This is a genomic window from Ectobacillus polymachus (genome assembly GCF_048159605.1).
GTDB lineage: Bacteria > Bacillota > Bacilli > Bacillales > Bacillaceae_G > Ectobacillus > Ectobacillus polymachus.
Genome location: NZ_JBLREB010000001.1, coordinates 970,417 through 990,700 on the forward strand (window position 1 = coordinate 970,417; position 20,284 = coordinate 990,700).

Consider the following 20,284-nt stretch of genomic DNA (forward strand, 5'->3'; position numbering starts at 1 on the left):
AGTATGAGCGAATTGATGAAATTCATGACATGAAAGATGATTGCCCTTATCTAATATGGCAATTGTCTGCGCTTCAGTAAAAAACTAGCTTACCCAGATGTTTCAATCTTACGGTTGTTATATTCCTGCGATAAGTTATACAGAAATAACAAAAAGGACTGAAGTATATCAGGATTTACATATCCTAAAGAACTTCGGTCCTCTTATTTCTTTATTATGTTATTGTTTCAGTTTTATGGCAGCCTGTGATTCTTGGAGCATCCCATACTTTCCTTTAAATCTCGTCAATATTTTAATCCACTCGGTACTGAATAGTCCAAGGAAAAATATATTGGAGAGTGCGTGCGCTAAATCAAAGTAAAAGCTGGAGATATATACCCCTATCACTGTAGACCACGTGATACTATCCGTAAAGCCAAGAATTACCCAAATATTCATAATCCATCCGAAAACAAAGCCTGCTATACCGCCATAGATCATTCGTCCCCATACCTTTTTCATGAGAAATGTATTACGTAGTAGTCCTGCAAATAGTCCCATCAATCCCCAGCATACCATTTGCCACGGTGTCCACGGTCCTTGTCCTAAAAATACATTAGAGACAATAGCAGCTGTTGCTCCAATTAAAAAGCCGGATTCTCCGCCAAATACGATAGCTGAGACTATGATGACAAAGGATGTTGGCTGAACACTCGGTAACATACTAAAAGGCACACGGCTTACTGCCGCAATAGCAGCCAATACAGATAGTAATACAACCTCTCGTGACGCAAACGCCTTTCGTTCAAATCGAATGTAAAATGGTAGCATAATAAGGATTAAAAATAAAAAACTAATCCATAAGTAGTATCGATCATTCATGGAATTAAAAGCAAGAATCCCTAAAATCATTAAGGCAGATACTAGGATTGCAAGGAAAGATGATTTTCGCATGTTATCACATCCTCCCAAGTTAGAGCATACGGCATTTGCTTTCGCACTAGACGATTTATTGATGTCGTGTAAAAGAAATTCTCGCTAAAAAAGCGTTGTGGTGTCTCTTCCATTATAAGCTGACCGTCAAATAGTATCACACATCGATTTACATATTTCGCCGCAAATTCTATATCATGTGTTGCCATTACAATTGTTGTTCCACTGCGCTTTAGCTTAACAAGATGCTTTCCTAACACTTCCTTTTTCTCAGGGTCTAACCCCTTAGTCGGTTCATCAAGAAGAAGCATGCGCGGCTTCGCGAGAAGTGCAAGACAAATTGCCACTAGCTGCTGCTCTCCTCCACTACAATCATGAGGATGACGATTCTTCGTCTCTTTTATGGAAAACTGCTCTAGTATTTCCTCTACTACTATTTCAGGATTTTCATACTTGCAATCCTTCGCACGGTTTAACAACTCTTTCCAAACAGTATCGAACGTGAAATGGTAATATGGATGCTGCGATACGTAGCCAATCTCTTCATAGCGCTGCAATACATCTATCTTTTGAAGTGAAGTTCCATCCCATCGTACTTTCCCTCTTCTAGGTATTACTAACCCAGCTAATACTTGTAGAAAAGTAGATTTACCTGTGCCATTCTTCCCAACTAATCCAATCCAATCACCTTTATGTACCTGTAAAGAAACATTTTGTAAAACCATGGCACTATTTTTTTCATATTGAAATGTAACATGCTTTGCCTCAAGCTGAACTTGTTCTTGTGATTCATCAACACTCGTACAATTTTCACTGTAAAAGCTCGGTAGTATTTTCTTCCCTTCATGAACCGTAAATGGCGGATGTTCTGTCCCCCATTCTAAAAATAGACGAGGGATTTGCGGAATGTAGCATCGGAAGTATTCGTGCTTCCAAAGTTCCTTTACAACCTCATTTGGATGATCATCATACAAAATATGACCATTTTCCATAAATACAAGGCGATCCGCAAGAGATAAGACTTCATCAAGCCGATGTTCACTCATTATGATTGTAATACCAAGTTCTTCATGAATACGTTTTAATAATGTTAAAAATTCCTTCGCTGCTACTGGATCTAACTGCGCCGTAGGCTCATCTAATAAGAGAAGCTTAGGCTGCAAAATAAGTACAGCAGCTAAATTCACAATTTGCTTCTGACCACCGGAAAGAGTATGAACAGACTCATGCAGCAAATCTTGAAATCCTAGAAAACTGATTAGCTCGGCAATCCTTTTTTGAATAACTGCTGAATCATAACCTAAATTCTCTAGTGAAAAAGCAAGTTCTTGAATAACTGTATCCATTACCATTTGATTTTCAGGATTTTGAAATACAATACCAATGTCTTGAGCACTGTTAACAGAAGGTAGATGAAGAAGCGGCTCCCCATTATACAAGATTTCACCCGAACGTGTACCAATCGGAAGAAGCTCCTTTTTAAAATGATGAAGCAACGTCGTTTTTCCAGAACCAGACCGTCCTGCTAGCACAACAAATTGCCCTTCAGGAATGGTTAATGAAACGGAAGATAGCGCTGGATACTCCTCATTCCCATATGTAAATGTTACTGATTTTAATTGTGCGTGTGCCACCAAACCCATTCCCTTCCTTCTACCAATAACGGTACACTTATATATAATAGAAATGATGCATAAGCCAGCCAATCGATTTGAAACATATTATGTAGTCTTGGATAAACAATTAAGACACCTTGACCGTTGCTAATGGCAATCATGCAGCTTATAAAACATACGAGCAAAGCAAGTGCTATGATCCAATCCCGGTACTCAAAGTGATAACGAATATAGGTGCTTCTTTTTTTTGTACCAAAACCACGTGCTTGCATGGAATCAGCCGTTTGCAGGGCTTCTTCTAATGAACATACGAGTAATACAGAAAGAAGCTTCATCCCACTACTTGCCCTACTTTTTAAGGAACCTTTCTCTGTCTGAATCCCTTTCGTTTTTTGAACAAGCTGAATTTGTGTCAAGCGACGAATAAATAATGGTACGAAGCGAATCGCAATCATCGTAAGTAATGCAATTTTCGGAGAAAATCGCGAAAATACGTACAAAAATTTATGACTTGATATAATCGTTTGATACGAAGAAAAGGAGAGTGCAATGGCAAAGAAGGAAAGCGCCATTATGATGCCATACACAATGGCCTCAAGCGTTACAGGATTATCAAACAAATAAAACAGCATTGTACTGCCTCTGTGCGTTAATATTGGATTCATAATTGCTATAAACAATGCTAAAGTTAGCGATGCACGAAGCAACCTTTTTAATGATTTCTCATTCCCATGCGCAATGTTTAAACAGAGGAGCAACAAAATGGCTGATAATAAAAAGATAGGTTGGAGCATCGTCATACATAAGATGATGACTCCAACATAATACAAAAATGAAATGATAGGATGAACAGACGCAAATGCTGACCTCACGGTTGTTCTCCGTTCGTTGTATATACCCACTCTATTTTATCTCCATTTTTTACTGATGCTGCTCCTGCACTAACGTTTAAATATGCTCCATTCACACGGTACATCCAACCGCTTTTTGGACCGCGATCTTTCTCATATAAATTATTAATTCCCATTACATAAGCAGATGGACCTGCTCCCTCTGATTCCATTTGGATATGTTTACTTTTTACCGTTCGTGATAAAACAGAATAAACCGTATCATTACCTGTAAGTTCCACTTCTGTTGTATTTAAGAACATGCCGTTATCTGAACGTATGGAAAGCGTAGCAACATTTTTTTGTGGAGCTGGCTCAGATTTTGAAGCTGCAGGTGCAGACGCTACTTGTTGAGATTGGGATTGTGACTGAGCTTGAGATTGACCAGATTGTGTTTGGGCTGGCTTTGCATCTGCTGCTGGGGCGGATGCATTCGATGATGCATTACTTTGCTGATTTGAAGACTGCTGGCTTGATGAGGATCCATCTTGCTGATTTGCTGCGTCTTTCTTTTGCTCCTCTTGTTGTCCTTGTTGTGCTTGTTGTTGTTTTTGGTCATCTTGTTTTTGTCCGGCTTGTGCTTGTTGCGTATTTGCAACTGCACTTTGATTCTTTGCTGGTTGCGTTGAACAGCTAACTAATAGTGTAAGCATGGTGCAACATACAAATAGCATCTTTACATATTTCATGTGTTCACGTCCTTTCAAAAAGGGTAGGAGCAAAAAGCCCCTACCAATCTATCTCATCACTTTATTTCTTAAAGCTAACATTGCCCCGCTGATAAAGATTAATCCAACAATGATAGAACCCCAAAAATCATTTCCGATTAATCCTGTATCAGGTAATTTTTTATTTGGTTGGTTATTAACTGGAGTCTGTCCCTGTTGTGACTGTACGGATTCATTATTTCCCTTTGAATCAGCTTGTTGCCCTTGCTGTTGCTGTACTTGCTGTACCTCTTGCTGTCCTTGCTTTTGCTCTATCTGCTGACCATCCGAAGATTTTGGCTGATCAGTAGATGATGAAGGATTATTCCCTGGGTTACTTGGCGTAGTAGGTGCGGTTGTCCAGTGAAAAATAGACCCTTTTCCATCAAGAAAATATTTATATTGAACAAGTGCATAGAATGCTTGATCAAATGACATGCTATTATTTGCAGTATCACTAGATACCCATTTAAATCCACCATCAGACAACTGGAAGGTAATTAAATTTTGTAATGCAGAATTTGTTTTAGTAAAGTCTGATCCATTTGGATCGATTCCGAGCATCGAAAGTGCAGTTACAACAACAGCTGCACTGTTGGAATTCTCATTATTAAAAGATTGAAATCCGCCATCAGGCAATTGCATTCCTTTTAATAGATCCACAGCTGGCTTAATAGCATTCGCAACATCTGGATTATCCTTATGAGAAGCTAATGCCATTAATACCATTGCATTCGTATCGGGATCATCTGCCCATTTTCCAGGAGTAACTTGGGCTTTTAATATAGCAGAAATTAGCTTATCTTGGTTCCATAACGCATCGTTTGGAATCGTATAATCATTGCTATCTAACGCAAGAAGAGCATACGCATAGGAATAAATATCACCAATACTTGCATCATTATAAAGCTTTGAAACTAAGTTTTGGCCGGCAATATTCGTTGCATCACCGCCTACAGCATTTATAGCCAATATTGTACTTGCTAAATATGTACCTTTTAAACGACCGCTTGTTTGCACCCGGTCAGTTAACTGCTGTAAGTAACTGTTTTTCATTTCACTAGATACATCATTCTTCGCACGAGTGAGCGCAATAGCTTGCCAGTCTGATTGAATTCCATTGTTTAAGGTAAATGTGATTGCTTTATTCAACGCCTCATCAAAAGAAGATGGAACAACAGATTGACCTGGGTCTTTCGTCGGTGCTTGCGTAGATGAATCTGAAGAACCTGATGATGATTGGTTTGTACATCCTCCAAACGCCTTTATACTGTCATTTACCGATTGCTTTTGTAAATCATTTCCCCAGTCAAGCGTATAACGATAGGCAATTACATCATTATTCTTTACTAGGTAATCAGATGCACCAACTTGTGCAGATTTCCCATTAATTTCATACAGCCAACCACTTTGTTGCCCGTCATCAAATTCTTTTAACCCATCAATCCCAGTTACATACGGCTTCCCATCAAAGGAACTAGCTGTTGCTGTTACTTTATCACCAAGCGCTTTCTTCAGCATATCGTATGCGTTTTCATTTGGATCAATATTCACAACTGTAGGACATAGAATCACCTTTTTCTGTGAATCGCCCACTACAATCAAAGTAGCTTGATTCCCTTCAGCGAATGCTAACGTACCTCCATTTGTAAATGATAACAGAACCATGAAAACTATCATCAAACACAATGAAATTTTCTTTTTTAACATTTTTCTCCATTTCCCCCCTTACCTATTATCTACGCAAAAAACGCCCTTCCATTAGGAAGGGCGTGCGTATACGTCTTCTTTCAATCATCCGTCTACACAACAACACCTAATTCCTCGTAGGTTTGTTTGTGAATACTATCGGCAGGTCTCCTGACTTGTGAGTCGTTAAAATCGTGCGCCTTCCCAATAACCAGTGGCATGTTGCACGAGTTCTCTTCACTTACAGTGGCGGGACCGTGTCGGATTTTCACCGACTTCCCTTTTAAACATAATGAAATGTCATTATATACCAATAGTTCTAGTTTAAATTCTATGTAATTTTACTACAAATTTCAATATTTGTCGATAATATTGTAAGATTTTGAAAGAAACCTAGTTACATATTAACCCAATTTCTCTACAATAAATGTCGATGCACAATAGAAACAAAAAATAAACTTTCGTACATGCCTTTCTCCCCCCTTAATTTTTTGTATACTAGTATAAGAAAGGAGCTGTGTCATTTGGCTAATAAAACGATTGCTAGTAGGATTTTGGATCGAAACCATATTTCCTATAGCTTACACGAATACGAATGGGATGAAGAACATTTAAACGCTGAGCATGTTGCAGACCAAGTCGAATTATCACTTGAACAAGTATTTAAAACACTCGTACTTCGAGGGGACAAAACAGGGATCATCATGGCTTGTATCCCTTCACATACAGAATTACGTTTAAAAGCGTTAGCTGCAGTTAGCGGGAATAAAAAAGTTGAAATGGTGCATGTAAAAGAAATCCAAGCACTTACTGGTTATATCCGCGGCGGCGTTTCTCCTCTTGGGGTGAAGAAAAATTATCCGCTTTACCTTGATAAAACATCAGAAAATTTGAATCCCATTAGTATTAGTGCTGGTAAACGAGGATTACAAATTTTCATAAGTGGAGCGGATTTAATGAAAGTAACAAACGCAATTCCCTGTTCCATTACAGAAAAAGATGCAGAATAACCTGCATCTTTTTTTATACCATCTATTGAACATCATCCAGTTAGATTGACAAATCTTTTACCCAAACATTCATATCCTCAAGCTTGTCATAAATATAACAATTGTTTGTAAGTCTTCCTTGATATTGATAGCCTAATTGTTGAAAGGTAGCGTTTATTCCATAGGATAAAGAACGTGCAATCGAGAAGATACAGAAAATTGATTTATGTACAAGCTCCTCTTCAAGGCTTTTTACTAAAGCTTTCATCAACCCTTGCTTACGATGCTCTTGTAAAGTAGCACAATTTGTAATTTCGGCATTCCGTTGCAATGAATTTATTTCAGCTGAGGCAGTGCTTACGATGACTCCATCCTTCTCCACTACAAAGTAATCCGTGTCACTCGTCATCGTTTTTCGTATATAATTCACATCGTGTAAGGGGGTAGGATAAATTTGAAAAACAGTTCTGTATAGACTAGCTAGCTCATCGCAGTCTGCTGTAGTCGCTTTTCTTACTTTATAATCTAGCGGAATCGAACCGTCTACCGTACATACCAGTTGCCGAACAGAAGCTAGAATCTCTTCTTCCTTCAACCAATAATTACTATTTCGTCTATCATTCGTACGATATTTTGCTAAATAATATCCATCGCTACCTAGAAAATAACCAGGTATAATCGCCTCAATCATATACCCTACACGTAAAAAGGAAAGTAATTGCTCCTTTCTTACTTGAAGGATTTGTTTTGTAGCTTGGATTTCCATCGTGAGTTTATCTACAACCTCTACCAATGTATTTCCATTTCCACTATACGTATCAATACGTACGCGTTCATTATAGTAATCGATAACTCCTTCATAGATAACATCCTGTTCTTTCACTTTCATATATTCATAATATGGCTTTACTTTCACGATTCGTAACACCATCCACGTAGTATAGTATCATTACATAAAACCGTATTCCTCTTCATACGAAAAAGAATATGGTTTCTATCTTACAATTGAAGCCGCTTTGCAAACTCTTCTTCATCCATAGGCTTTCCGAATAAAAAGCCTTGTATATTCCAACATTCGTGAAAATTTAGAAATTCTAATTGCTCGTCCATTTCGACACCTTCGGCAATAATCGTAAGCCCAAGTTTTTTGGCGATAACTATAATCGCTTCTGTTATATTCTCACTCTTGCTGTTATTCCCGATTCGCCATATAAACGATCTATCAATTTTTAAAATATCGACCTGATAATCTTGTAAATAGCTAAGAGATGAATACCCTGTTCCAAAGTCGTCTATAGCAACAGAAACACCTATTTCTTTTAATTCACGAATGACCTGGGTTACATATGTATTATGATTGATGGAAATATTTTCAGTAATTTCAATTGTTATATATTTTGGTTCTATGTCGGTTGCTTGTAAAACGAGTTGGACCTTTTTAACAAAATCCCTATGTAAAAATTGCTTGCTAGACACATTAATGGAAATCGGTATTTTCGGTAGGCCTTCATCTTGCCACTTTTTATTTTGCAAACAAGCCTTACGTAAAACATACTCATCCATTGCAAAAATAAGACCCGTCTCCTCTAGCAATGGGATAAACATATTTGGATAGATGAGACCGTGCTCACTGTGTTTCCAACGAACTAAACATTCTACACCAATTATTTTCCTCGTCCTACTATCAACCTGTGGCTGATAGTGCAGAATAAATTCTTCATTTTCGAAGGCTTTATGTAAATCATTCAACAAACCTAAGTCATGATTGTTATCACGTTCCATCTGCTCGGCAAAAAATTCATGTCTATGTATTCCCTGCTGCTTTGCTCTTCGCATCGCAATATCTGCGTATTGAATTAAACTGTCAGAATTGGATGCATCCGAAGGAAATAAGCTAATTCCAATAGATGGAGCTAAAAACAATTCTTTAGAATTAAAGATAATTGGTTTTTTTGCTACTTCTAATACTGCATGTGCAATATGCTCCACCTGTGATTTTTCTTCAAATGGAAATAAAAACACAAACTCGTCAACTGCATATCTGGCAATTTGGATAGGGATTGTATGATCGAATGCTTTGTTCAAACGTTCTGCAAATTTTCGAATGACTGTTTCACCAACAGCATGTCCATATTTATCAATAACCAGCTTAAACCGAGCTAAATCCAAAAAAAGAACTGAACTTTTTTGATTATTTCTTACAAATGAATGCAGCATACCGTCCATTATTTGAAATAGCAAATTTTGATTCATAAAGCCTGTTTCTGTATCAAAATAGGCCAATTTAAAAATACGTTTATGTGAAGTGACATACTCCATTGCTATCGTTGCAACCTGAACCGCCTTTTCAATTAATTCTAAATCGTACATTTCAGGCTTCCTAGGATAATGAAAATAAAGGGCAAATGTACCAAGTACTTCACTTCTATTGCGATTAAATATAGGAAAAGACCAGCAAGCTCTCAAATGATGGCCTTCTGCAAATTTCCGATAATGATCCCATAATACATCCGTTTGTATATCTTCCACAATAATCGGCTTTTTAAAGTAAGCAGCGGTTCCACATGAGCCTTCGTTTGGACCAATAGGAACACTATTTATATTTTGATTATACTCATCAGGCAAAGTAGGAGCTGCTCCTAAACGCAGACTATTCTTCTGTTTATCCACTTCTAAAATAGAACACTTTGCATCATAGTGAAACGTTTTCTCTACTAATTCGCATAAATTCTTGAAAATGGCATGAAGATTTTTCCCTTCATAAATGGTTTGTAGCGTTTTATTTAAAGCATTCAGCATATGCTCAGACTGCTTTCGTGCGGTTACATCATGTTGAATACTAAAAAAGTACAAAAGCTTTCCTGTAGCATCATGAATAGGGCTTATAAAAATAGAATTCCAAAAGTGAACACCGTTCTTTTTATAATGTAAAAGCTCAATATGAATGGATTTCTCATTTTGCATCGCTTCGTTTACTTTTTCTAAATCATACGTGCTGGTTAAGGGACCATTCAAAAACCGACAATTTTTCCCTACTACCTCATCTTGCGTATATCCCGTATTCGTAGTAAAGCATTCATTAACAAACACAATCGGATTATCAGCTTGATTCGGATCTGTAATAATGATGGAAGAAATGGTTTGGTTAGAATAGTTTTCAATTAAATTAATAAATCTAGTTCTAGCCAATTTTTGTACTGCTTTCATCATAACGAAAATCTCCTTATATGCATGTTCTGTAGTCGTTTAATAGGATAAAGTCTTATGAAATGCATGTTTAATAAACTTGTAATGTAAGGATGATTTCATGATGAATTGTACTGGACTGCTATGAATGAGTTATGGTAGGTATAGCTATTTATATATTGTATTCGTTTTTTATGTATTCTTTCCATTTCATCTCATCATTAGATTCTTGATGTCTACTTTTTTCTTATGTTATCCGTACAACTCTTCAAATATTCCCTCTTTTCTTGCTACGTTATTCCTTACAATATCGGTATTGTAAAGTGAGAAATTTCAGACTTTCGCCCCTCCTCTTTAAAAACATTCTCACTTTCGAAATATTACTTTTTGAGTAACGTTAAGTCTTTTTATAATTTGCAACTAAACACAATCCCCTCTCTTTCAATCATCGTAGAATATTTTTAACAAAAATACAATCATGTATATTTTATAATTATTACAATATTTCAATCATTTTGGATTCAAATAAGGAAAAAGATAATATCATTCCGAACATCACATTTTTTATATCAGGACGAATAGACAACATTTCATTTCATCTCAAACAGGCGGCTCCTAATCCATATATCGGGAGAGAAATGAAAACGTTTAGTTATCTACCAACAGGCGAGAAACACTTTTACACACAAAAAAAGGAAGAAATCGTTCTTCCTCCTTTTTTCATTCTAAAACTGGATTCTTTTTTCTAAAAAGAATAGGTCCAAAATTTTTCGAATCGTAGCCAATTGATTGTTTTAGGATCCTTTTCTTTTATTTTCTTGTCCATTTCCTCTAGCATGGCTTCTGTTTGTGAACGGTGAGCATGAAGTGCAGCTAGCTTATTATCAAATACATCTTGTATATCAATTGAAACGTCTGGCTCTCCTAACACTTCAATACGATTTTTCGTAATAGCCATCGCATATACAGTTGGACGCGTTTCTTTTGGCATACGGGCAACTGCAGCAATCGTTGCACGTCCAAATGCATCGTGATCAGGGTGAACACCGTGTCCAGGATAAAACGTAATAATAAGGGAAGGATTGACATCTCGGATTACTTCTTCAATTTTATCTGCTACGAATTCTACATCCTCAAATTCTAGCATCTTGTCATGAAAGCCTAATAAACGAAGATCTTGAATCCCCATATGCTTACATGCTTCTTGCAATTCCTTCTTACGTATTTCTGGCATAGTTTCTCGGTTTGCAAATACTTGTACTCCCATATTACGTCCCATTTGTCCTAATGTTCCGCAGGCATACGTTACTGGAACACCTGCCTTAGTAAAGAGTGAAATCGTCCCACCTGCGCCAAATGATTCATCATCCGGATGAGGAAGGGAAACTAACACATGTCGTTCCATTATTTTACCTCCTTAAAACGGTGTTTTACTTAACTCAAGAGCAACTGCAAGCTGACCCTTCTCATTATGACCAGCAAGAAGAAGTCTTCCTTGTTCATCCTTCTCCCAATGCGTTAAACCTTGTGCATATACCCAGCCTTGTTCCATTTTCAAGCCGATTCGGAATGGATCTTCACCTGCAACTGATCCTCTTTCAAACCGGATTCTGGTATTTCGGATAAAAGCTCCTACTGTCATCGTTTTTTCATTTACATGAGATGCATAAGCTCCGTTCGTTGTCTCTAAATGAAGATAAACGTCTTCATTTGCAAACGATTCAATTTCTTTTTGCAAGATTGCCTTATCTATAATACGCTCCAATTTTCATACCCTCCTTCTCCGTTACTCCTAAAACCTTGTTTGCTTCTTTATACAAGCTTTACATATTTTTCGTCTTTAATCAATTTATTCGTACTACCATTACGGTATATGAAATTATCAATTCACTCTGCTTCATTTTCTTATGTTAAGTAATTTGCTACAATAATAAGTATTGAATTCATTTATTTTAATAGATATAGGATGGTGTATTCCATGGAACAAACGGTCAGTCATATTAGTAATCTACAATATTATATGGCCATTGCAATTTTTTTATTTACATATGCAATTCTCATTACAGAGAAGATGAACCGAGCTGTTATTGCTCTTCTAGGTGGATCGTTAATGGTCGTCTTTGGGATTGTGGAAACGAAGGCTGCATTTACCACTCACATCCAATGGGAAACGATTACCCTATTACTTGGTATGATGATTCTTGTCAATATTTCAAGTAAATCAGGGGTATTTGAATTCCTTTCGATTTATGCAGCAAAAAAAGCAAAAGGAAAACCAATTCGTATTTTGATCATTTTATCTTTACTTACTGCTTTAGGATCAGCATTTTTAGATAATGTAACCACGGTTCTGTTGATTGTTCCTGTTACTCTTTCTATTACGCGAATTTTGGAAATAAGTCCTATGCCTTTTTTTATTTCTGAAATATTATTCTCTAACATCGGGGGAACGGCTACATTAATTGGTGATCCTCCAAATATTATGATTGCTTCAGCGAACAAGCATCTGGATTTTAACTCTTTTCTATTTAATCTTGCTCCTATCATTATAATTATTGCACTTGTTAGCCTTGTCCTTCTTTACATTATCTATTCTCGAAGCATAAAAACCTCTAAACATCTAGTTGAAAAATTAATGCAACTTCATGAACAAGATTATATTAAAGACCGTAAGTTACTGATACAATCACTTTCGGTACTAGGTGCAACCATTATTGGATTTACCTTGCAAAGTGTTATTCATGTGGATGCTGCTGTTATAGCAATAACAGGGGCGACTATATTAATGGCTATTGCTTTAAAACAACATGAAGTTGAAGATGTGCTTTCACAGATCGAATGGACTACGATTTTCTTTTTTGCTGGTTTGTTCGTTCTAGTAGGTGGGCTGGTAGATATAGGTTTGGTTCAGATGCTCGCTCAAAAAATGATTGGGATGACAAACGGAAATATTCAAACTGCTGCAACATTTATCTTATGGGGTTCGGGAGTTGCTTCAGCAATCGTTGATAATATTCCATTTGTTGCAACCATGATTCCGCTTATCCAAAACTTTGCCGTCGGACTTGGCATGCAGCCGGATGCACCACAAATGGAAGTATTATGGTGGGCCTTATCTCTTGGTGCATGTCTAGGAGGAAACGGAACCATTATCGGGGCATCTGCAAATGTGGTAGTAGCAGGCATCGCAAATCGGGAAGGACATGGTTTTGGTTTTATGGACTACTTAAAAATTGGACTTCCTCTGACGATTGTGGCACTCTTGCTTTCTAATGCATATCTATATATACGCTTTTTTCTGTAATAAAGTGAAACTTCCCTCGGTGGGGGTTTTCTCTCATCCCCCACCGAGGGTTAGTTGAACGAATCGGACTTTTACGGGCAGTTGTCCCCCACTTACTTCTCCGATCTCTCTAAGCCTTGAAGTGGGGGTCTTACTGCCCGTTAAAGCGGGATAAAAAAAGCTTGCGGCATTTGCCGCAAGCTTTACCTTCTCCAAAAGATTCCGATTAATACGATTGCACCTAATATAAGACCACCAATTTGTCCAATTGTAGCAGGCGTCCATTGGAATTTTTTCTTTTCATAGCGAATTTCCCAAAGTTCCTTCTGAAGAATATTTACATTTTGCTCCAGACTCGCTATTTTTTCTTTTAATTCCGTTACTTCTGATTCAACTAAGCTTTTTTCCTCAGACATGAAGCTCACTCCCTTCATAGCTTATTCCTATATCTACCTCTTATTTCATAATAAGCCAAGAAGCATTGCAGAACAATATAAACCTAAATCAATAGACTAAACAGTGTTGGATTTTGCGTAAATTCCATATAACGTACACCTTGTTCTTCCATACGGCGAATAAGCGGTTCATAATCTTCTCTCGCTTGAAGTTCAATTCCAACAAGAGCAGGTCCGTTATCCTTATTGCTTTTTTTCGTATACTCAAAACGAGTAATATCATCGTTCGGGCCAAGAACATTATCTAAAAACTCACGAAGTGCACGTGGTCGCTGCGGAAAATTAATAATAAAATAGTGTTTTAGTCCTTCATAAAGAAGAGATCGTTCTTTCATTTCCTGCATCCGATCAATATCATTATTGCCTCCGCTAACAACACATACAACATTTTTTCCACGAATTTGTTCCCGATAAAAATCTAGGGCTGCAATCGGCAAAGCACCCGCAGGTTCTGCTACAATCGCATTTTGATTATACAAATCTAAAATGGTACTGCAAACCTTTCCTTCCGGTACGACTACAACATCGCTTAATGTTTGTTTACAAATGTTAAACGTAAGATCTCCAACACGCTTGACAGCTGCCCCATCTACAAATGAGCTAATTTTCGGCAAGGTTACTACATGACCTTGTGTAATTGCTTCTTTCATCGAAGCCGCACCATCAGGCTCAACACCAATCACTTGCGTAGAGGGACTTACTCCTTTTATATACGTACTAATACCAGAAGCTAATCCCCCGCCTCCAATACCGACAAACACAAAATCAACAGTACGATCGATATCATGTAAAATTTCAACACCAATCGTTCCTTGTCCTGCGATAACATTAGGATTATCAAATGGATGAATGAATGTTAACCCATTTTCTTCACAATATGCAACTGCTTCCTGATACGAGCTATCAAATGTATCTCCTACAAGAACAATTTCAACCGTTGATCCACCAAAAAAACGCACTTGCGATACCTTTTGATTTGGCGTAGTTGTCGGCATGAAAATTTTCGCTGGAATTTGCAATTTTCGGCTCGTAAACGCAACACCTTGTGCATGATTGCCGGCACTTGCACAAACAACTCCTTTTTTCAGCTGCTCCATCGGTAAACTACTTATCGCATTATAGGCACCTCGAATCTTAAAGGAACGCACGGCCTGTAAGTCTTCACGCTTTAAATAAACATTGCAATCATATTGTTCAGATAGAATTGGATCTAATTGCAACGGCGTATGAATTACAGCATCCTTAATGCGTTGATATGCAACTAGAACATCCTCGATTTTAACCTCTTCTTTTACATCTTCCATTTGTGCTAACCTACCTCATATTTGACTTATGTCTCATATTATACAATTTTCTGAATATATTTTAAATTCATTTTTATTAAAAATTAAGAAAAAGGACGTGTTAGGGAGGTTACCCTCCTCTTTCACCTCCTTATATGTTTTTATTTGTAAAGTTTGCCAATACTTATACAATTGATATGCTAGACTATTTACAAGCAACATTTTCACAAACATAAATAGTCGAATAATTAATTCCTTTTGCAATATAATGTATAACAATCCTTTGGTTACGTAAGCAATTATCGGGTACTCTCAACAATCCCTTTCAGTCGTTTAAACATAACTACAGTTAGTTCAACCCATATCCAACTGTAAAATAATGAAAATAGGGCAAGTGGAATCATCGAACCACCAAATGGTCCTAATAGAGGGAACCGAAAGACATGTAAAACGAACAGAATCCCGCTTAACAAAAATACACCGCCTGTCATAATGAGACTTAGGCGTCTTTTCCATACATGACAAGCAATGCCAATGCCAATCCCTAACAATCCAGTAGTAAAAGCAAAAATAATTACTTCACTTGGTTGAATAAGAACGAGAAGAAATATGGTTAATAAGTAACCGATCATACCATATCTTGCAGATAAAACCACACTAATAATAGATGGTGCCGTTGCAAGGGGGCTAATGAACAAACCAGCTATCGGAATCCATCCGCCAGCTGACTGGAGAATAGCTGCTATAGTACTTAGCATTGTAATGACCATGATCTTTCTTGATATAGAGAATTCTTTATTAAAGGAATGATGGACCTTTTTCATATGATTCGCAATTGGATGAAGTAACAATTCATGCTCCTCCTTCACTCAATCTTCATGCATACTATATTCGGCTTCTTTTCCTTTATTAAAGTTTTAGATAAACAGGTAAGACTATTTATGTGAGTCATTTAAACGTTCACTCAACCTGAAATTTTCTTGATAATCAACCTCACACTCAACAATTACTGGCCCCTCTTCTACTATTGCTTTTTTCAAGATTGTCGTTAGTTCATCCACTTTCTTGACCTTGTAACCTTTCGCACCATATGCTATTGCAAGGGTCACAAAATCCGGATTGTTAAATTGGATGTTGCTTGAATGACCTAACTTATTTTTTTGTTCCCATTCGATCATCCCGTATCTGCCATCTCGCCAAATCATAATTACTATAGGTACTTTCAAACGAACTGCTGTTTCAAGCTCTGCTAAAGCCATGATAAAAGCCCCATCGCCGCAAATAGCCATTACCTTTTTATCTGGAAAGGCAAGTTTTGCACCAATTGCTCCTGGTAATGCGATTCCCATTGAGGCTAAACCATTTGATATGATACACGTATTTGGCTTTAATGCCTCATATTGTCTGCCAATCCAGAGCTTATGAGCTCCAACATCAGAAAGTAAAATAGCATCATCTGGAAGAATTTCTCGTATTTCATTAATAATACGCTGAGGAGCCATTGGGTATGAATTACTTGTTGCATTTATTAATCGATCTGTCATTACCGCTTCCTTTACATTACGATAAAATGGATCCATTTCTTCCCTTTGTTCCATAAGTTCATTTAATCGTAAAAGATTTGCAGTTATGTCACCAACAAGAGACGCTTTAACCGGATAATAAGGATCTAACTCATGGGATTGTACATCGATATGAATGATTGGTTTCAGTAAAAGATTCCACTTTTTAGGTTCATATTCGATTGGGTCATATCCGATAACAATGACGAGATCTGCTCGAAGAAATGCTTGATTCACAATATCACCATTAGGAAGGCCAATTGTTTGTAAGTGCAGAGGATGCTTTTCGGAAACGACGCCTTTTGCCATATATGTTTCTGTGAATGGGGCCTGAAGCTTTTCAATTAGCGATACTATTTCAGAAGATGCACCGCTTTTTGAGGCATTATTCCCTATTAAAATAATTGGGAATTTTGCTTGTTTGATAACGATAGCCGCTCCATCAATAATATGCTGAGATGACAGTAGTTTTATGTCATAGCCTTGAGTTTGTAAAGGTTCTCCTTGTACGAGTGAGGAGGCGATATCATTCGGAAACTCAATATGTATGGCCCCTGGCAAATCATTTACAGCCAATGCAAAAGCTTTCGCTACAATTTTGGGAATCACAGAACCATCGTGAATGGATGCGCTCCATTTTGAAACTGGGCGGTATAAATCGAGAAGATTTATATATTGGTGCACACCCTTATATTGCATGGCGAGATCAGTTTGTGCTGTAATCGCAATTAGGGGCATTCGATCCAAAGTAGCACAGGCAACCCCCGTTACCATGTTAGTAGCACCGGGTCCAAGTGTTGACAAACAAACCCCTGGTTTTCCTGTCAACTTACCCATCATTCCTGCTATAAACGCTGCTCCCGTTTCATGCCGGCAAACGACAAACTGTATATTCGACTTATTTATCGCATCTACTAGACCTATGTTTTCTTCTCCTGGCACACCAAATATATATTCGACACCTTGATTCTCTAAACATTTTACGAAAAGCTCCGCTGCCTTCAAACGAATATCACCTTCCCATAAAAACCTACTTATTAAATTATTTGAACACTACTTTTTATCTATCCCCTTACTGGATGGGTTTATACGGATGGGTTTATATTAATTACCTATCTTATTTTTTTGTTTCGTAAAACGGTTATAAATCCACAATGTTATTCCTATTGAATCCATCAGTCTTGGCATACCCTACCATCTTAGTAGAATTACATTATCACAGGAAATCATAAAAGTACCCTATCGCGTAGTCTTTTTAAGAGACTACTCAATAGGGTACAGTCACATTCGAAACTATTCTTTATAGAACATTGCATCTGTGATTAATGCAATTTTGCATTATTTTTTACGACGCAAAGACATAATCAGCGCCACTACTGAAAGCAATAGAGCTGCAATGGAAGCAACGGTTGTCGTTGTTTGTAATCCAGTGTTTCCTTCCTTTACAGGTGTCGCTGTGTCTTTTGCAGCCCCGGCTTGGATTGTCGTAACAGAATGAGGCGTATCTGATCCCTCATTACCCGTCCATTCTACGATACTGCCATCTTTATAATACTGGTAAGCATTCCAAGGGATTTTTTGTGTTGCATCTGGATTTTTTGAAATAAATGTAAACAATTGAAATTGATCAGGTAGGATTCCTTCACCAGTAGCTGTCCATGTAACAGCTGTAACCTTTCCATCAGAACCTTTTTCTGTGCTAACTGTCCATCCAGTTAACGATTCATATTGTTGAAATTCTGCTCCAGCAGGCATTTTCACAGTAACCTTTGTTGTTGGTACATCCTTTTCATCTGGCACTTTAACAGTATACATTTCCTCCTCACCTGTTATAGAAGTATTTGGTGTTACTTCTACATGTGCACTAGCAGGAACAGTAAATAATATAATACCTAGTATTGTTGAAAGTGTAACTGTCGATAGTTTATACATTTTTTTCATGTTTTTGCTCCTTTACTTTCCGTATGAAGTACTTACTTGTGTATCATAATCTATCGTAAAATCATCAAGAGATGATGTTAACCCGTGAACAGTGATTCTCCATTTTCCTTCCATGTTAAGCTGCATCCCTTGTACTTCAAACTTTCCTGGCGATATCATAGGAACTTTTACCGTATTTCTTCCCATCTCCATATCGAGTGAATAAGCAGTTATGGTGAGTTGGGCTAGATTCGTTACTGGTTGTCCATTTTTATCTTTTATTTCAATATCAAATGTATTTGGTCCGACTGCATTTGGACTAATATGCAAAGTAATATCATACCCATTTACCTGCTTTGTTTCGTTCAAAGGTACGGGTGCTGGTAACGGAGGTGTTGCTAAATTGGACAAAATACCAGCGATAAGCAAAATAATAATACCTATACTAAATTCTGTTCCAGCTGTCAAACCAATCCCTTTATCTCTCCTTAACTTACCCTTCACAAGATGAACGAGACCAAAAATCCCCATAATGATAAATAAAACAATTTTAATAGCTAATACTTGTCCATATCGTGTTGCAAATAGTTTACGTATATCTGGAATAAAGATTGTGCTTGAAAAAATCCCTGTAAAGAAAATAATAGCCACAGCAGTCATTGCCCAAGGAGAGAAGCGGCGAATCGCATCCCAATACAAAGTCCAATCTTTTTTATGAGATTCTTTTACACTTGTCGGTAAGAGAAAGACAATAGCGGATAGCCCTCCAACCCACAATGAAGCTGCACTTAAATGTAGAAAATCCATAAATACAGCAATTTCTTTATACTTTGAAGCCATCGCATGTCCGTTTAATGTCTTTGTTATCAGAAGTCCAGTGAAAATAAGAATAGGTACGATCCATGCTTTTATAGAGGAAAAACTGCCATACTTAATAGCCAAATAGGTTGCTACCGCAAAGAGTAATAGGAGGATCACCTGTGTAATCCAAACGTACCCGAAGGTTGGAACACTAAGCGTTTCTTTCCATAATGAAAGATGAAAGGATTGTGACCATGGTACATTTCCATAAATTTTTGCCTGTAGCGGAAGATTCCATAGTAAACTACATGTAATAGCTAGTACGGAAAACCAAACTATTTTCTTGCTTCTTGATTGTGTCCTTTCTGAATAATCATCTTTCCTATAAAGAACGAGATGAAACAGCATGACACCTAAATACAATGAAAATCCAGTATATAACAGACCTCGTTCGATAATCATATCTGCTTGTGGAACGTAACCCATCGTGTGTACTTGTGAATCGGAATTGGCTATCCCTGTACCAATACGAAATGGAATCGTACCTTGAACAGGATGACCATCTGCCGAAACAACTTTCCATTGGATTGTATACGCACCATTTGGTAAATTAGACTTTACATCGGTTTCAATAATATTTGGATTTTCTTTATTAATATGAGTCGTGTTACCATCTACACGTTGCCCCAACGAATCAATAACCGTTAAGGAATCAAATTTAGGTTGAATAGCTTCATTAAATTCCACGCTTACAAGAGAGGGCGGCTTATTTAATGTTTCATTTTCCATTGGAGTTGATTTAATAATATATGCATGGGCTGAAGTGTTTGTAGGTACAAGCAATATACATACGTACAACAACAGCATGAATACACTACCTTTTTTTATTATGTTCAAATAGGATCATCTCTTTTTCTTGTGAAGTAAACACTGTAGCACACAATTTCCTAGTAAGCGTACAAAATTACTTAATTATCATATTAAAAGTGTT

At 37.2% G+C, this 20,284-nt stretch carries 17 protein-coding genes and 1 riboswitch; of the genes, 2 read left to right on the forward strand and 15 right to left on the reverse strand.

Translation table 11 applies throughout. The features are described 5' to 3' along the window. Positions 1-219: 219 nt before the first annotated feature. From ACM5BR_RS05000 to ACM5BR_RS05020, 5 genes are read right to left on the reverse strand one after another with little or no spacing between them, the layout of a single operon-like run. The gene (locus ACM5BR_RS05000) at positions 220-933 is read right to left on the reverse strand and encodes an ECF transporter S component (protein ID WP_416826419.1); all 714 of its coding nucleotides are present in this window, start codon (positions 931-933) and stop codon (positions 220-222) included. After that, positions 903-2,555, reverse strand: a complete 1,653-nt coding sequence (locus ACM5BR_RS05005; RefSeq protein ID WP_416826421.1) for an ABC transporter ATP-binding protein — start codon at positions 2,553-2,555, stop codon at positions 903-905. Before ACM5BR_RS05005 ends, ACM5BR_RS05000 begins: the two co-directional genes overlap by 31 nt. Further along, a complete protein-coding gene (locus ACM5BR_RS05010; protein WP_416826422.1) occupies positions 2,528-3,400 on the reverse strand; it encodes an energy-coupling factor transporter transmembrane component T in 873 nt (290 codons plus the stop codon). Before ACM5BR_RS05010 ends, ACM5BR_RS05005 begins: the two co-directional genes overlap by 28 nt. Beyond that, a complete protein-coding gene (locus ACM5BR_RS05015) occupies positions 3,397-4,107 on the reverse strand; it encodes a DUF4430 domain-containing protein (RefSeq protein ID WP_416826424.1) in 711 nt (236 codons plus the stop codon). The genes ACM5BR_RS05010 and ACM5BR_RS05015 overlap by 4 nt, the downstream gene beginning before the upstream one ends. 48 nt (positions 4,108-4,155) lie before the next feature. Continuing rightward, positions 4,156-5,835 carry a DUF4430 domain-containing protein gene (locus ACM5BR_RS05020; protein ID WP_416826426.1) on the reverse strand — a complete coding sequence of 560 codons (1,680 nt, stop codon included), beginning with the start codon at positions 5,833-5,835 and terminating at the stop codon, positions 4,156-4,158. Positions 5,836-5,958: 123 nt separating this feature from the next. Then, positions 5,959-6,144: riboswitch (cobalamin riboswitch) on the reverse strand. Positions 6,145-6,338: 194 nt separating this feature from the next. Here ACM5BR_RS05020 and ybaK point away from each other — a divergent pair. Continuing rightward, complete coding sequence (gene ybaK, locus ACM5BR_RS05025; RefSeq protein WP_416826428.1) at positions 6,339-6,824, forward strand: Cys-tRNA(Pro) deacylase; 486 nt, start codon at positions 6,339-6,341, stop codon at positions 6,822-6,824. Positions 6,825-6,864: 40 nt separating this feature from the next. Here ybaK and ablB read toward each other — a convergent pair whose 3' ends face one another. From ablB to ACM5BR_RS05045, 4 genes are all read right to left on the reverse strand, one after another. Continuing rightward, entirely contained in the window at positions 6,865-7,692 is an 828-nt protein-coding gene (gene ablB / locus ACM5BR_RS05030; protein WP_416827838.1) for a putative beta-lysine N-acetyltransferase, read from the reverse strand. Positions 7,693-7,802: 110 nt separating this feature from the next. Further along, positions 7,803-10,013 (reverse strand): EAL domain-containing protein, encoded by a 2,211-nt coding sequence (locus ACM5BR_RS05035; RefSeq protein WP_416826430.1) that lies wholly within the window; start codon positions 10,011-10,013, stop codon positions 7,803-7,805. Positions 10,014-10,734: 721 nt separating this feature from the next. Continuing rightward, positions 10,735-11,394, reverse strand: a complete 660-nt coding sequence (gene bshB2 / locus ACM5BR_RS05040; protein ID WP_416826432.1) for a bacillithiol biosynthesis deacetylase BshB2 — start codon at positions 11,392-11,394, stop codon at positions 10,735-10,737. A gap of 12 nt (positions 11,395-11,406) precedes the next feature. Further along, positions 11,407-11,754 carry a YojF family protein gene (locus ACM5BR_RS05045; RefSeq protein WP_416826434.1) on the reverse strand — a complete coding sequence of 116 codons (348 nt, stop codon included), beginning with the start codon at positions 11,752-11,754 and terminating at the stop codon, positions 11,407-11,409. 213 nt (positions 11,755-11,967) lie between these two features. Between ACM5BR_RS05045 and ACM5BR_RS05050 the strand changes: the two genes are divergently transcribed. Beyond that, the gene (locus ACM5BR_RS05050; protein WP_416826436.1) at positions 11,968-13,293 is read left to right on the forward strand and encodes an ArsB/NhaD family transporter; all 1,326 of its coding nucleotides are present in this window, start codon (positions 11,968-11,970) and stop codon (positions 13,291-13,293) included. A gap of 182 nt (positions 13,294-13,475) precedes the next feature. On the opposite strand, the gene ACM5BR_RS05055 is transcribed toward ACM5BR_RS05050, so the two are convergent. From ACM5BR_RS05055 to ACM5BR_RS05080, 6 genes are all read right to left on the reverse strand, one after another. After that, positions 13,476-13,688 (reverse strand): hypothetical protein, encoded by a 213-nt coding sequence (locus tag ACM5BR_RS05055; RefSeq protein WP_416826437.1) that lies wholly within the window; start codon positions 13,686-13,688, stop codon positions 13,476-13,478. Positions 13,689-13,771: 83 nt separating this feature from the next. Beyond that, a complete protein-coding gene (gene ilvA / locus ACM5BR_RS05060; RefSeq protein ID WP_416826438.1) occupies positions 13,772-15,031 on the reverse strand; it encodes a threonine ammonia-lyase IlvA in 1,260 nt (419 codons plus the stop codon). A gap of 278 nt (positions 15,032-15,309) precedes the next feature. Beyond that, a complete protein-coding gene (locus ACM5BR_RS05065) occupies positions 15,310-15,861 on the reverse strand; it encodes a hypothetical protein (RefSeq protein ID WP_416826440.1) in 552 nt (183 codons plus the stop codon). An 84-nt stretch (positions 15,862-15,945) separates the two neighbouring features. After that, positions 15,946-17,577, reverse strand: a complete 1,632-nt coding sequence (locus tag ACM5BR_RS05070) for an acetolactate synthase large subunit (RefSeq protein WP_416826442.1) — start codon at positions 17,575-17,577, stop codon at positions 15,946-15,948. Between the two features lie 333 nt (positions 17,578-17,910). Continuing rightward, complete coding sequence (locus tag ACM5BR_RS05075; RefSeq protein ID WP_416826444.1) at positions 17,911-18,513, reverse strand: YcnI family copper-binding membrane protein; 603 nt, start codon at positions 18,511-18,513, stop codon at positions 17,911-17,913. Positions 18,514-18,525: 12 nt separating this feature from the next. Beyond that, on the reverse strand, positions 18,526-20,160 hold the full coding sequence (locus ACM5BR_RS05080; protein WP_416826445.1) for a copper resistance CopC/CopD family protein: 1,635 nt from the start codon (positions 20,158-20,160) through the stop codon (positions 18,526-18,528). Positions 20,161-20,284: the final 124 nt, after the last annotated feature.